Annotated in this window: 1 protein-coding gene; it reads left to right on the top strand. The window is 46.0% G+C overall.

Translation table 11 applies throughout. The features are described 5' to 3' along the window. Positions 1–134: 134 nt before the first annotated feature. A partial coding sequence (locus tag JUI58_RS00255) for an RRXRR domain-containing protein (RefSeq protein WP_204101755.1) occupies positions 135–537 on the top strand: 403 nt, incomplete at its 3' end.

Genomic DNA, 537 nt, shown 5'->3' with positions numbered 1-537 from the left:
CTACGAATACGTGCCAGTTTGTAGCCCTTTCGTACAACTTTAAACAGGTCTAAGAGTTAAGCCAGTGAGTTGTACTTAACAAGCCTAGATAACATTGTCGAGGCACACTTTACCCTAGTAATAGGAGTTAACCCATGCGGGTCTTTGTATTAGACAAAAACAAGAAACCCTTAAACCCAACTCATCCCGCTAGAGCGAGAAAACTACTCAAAAGTGGACGAGCCAGAGTGTTTAAACGGTTTCCGTTCACGATCATTCTACCCGATGTAGAAGGCGGTCAGATCCCGGTCGGGTTTCCCGACCTAGGGAATGCTGACCAAGAGAGAGGAGAAGTTAATGACTGTCAGTTAAAAATAGACCCCGGTTCTAAAACGACGGGAATTGCAATTGTGCAAGGAAATCGCGTCATCTGGGGAGCAGAATTGACCCATCGCGGGCAACAAATCCGAGACAAATTAACCTCAAGACGACAATTAAGAAGAGGACGACGCAGCCGCAAAACCCGGTATAGAAAACCTCGATTCCTGAATCGAAAGC

It is taken from the genome of Spirulina sp. CCY15215 (assembly GCF_016888125.1).
Taxonomy (GTDB): domain Bacteria; phylum Cyanobacteriota; class Cyanobacteriia; order Cyanobacteriales; family Spirulinaceae; genus CCY15215.
This window is presented reverse-complemented; position numbering and strand designations above follow the sequence as displayed.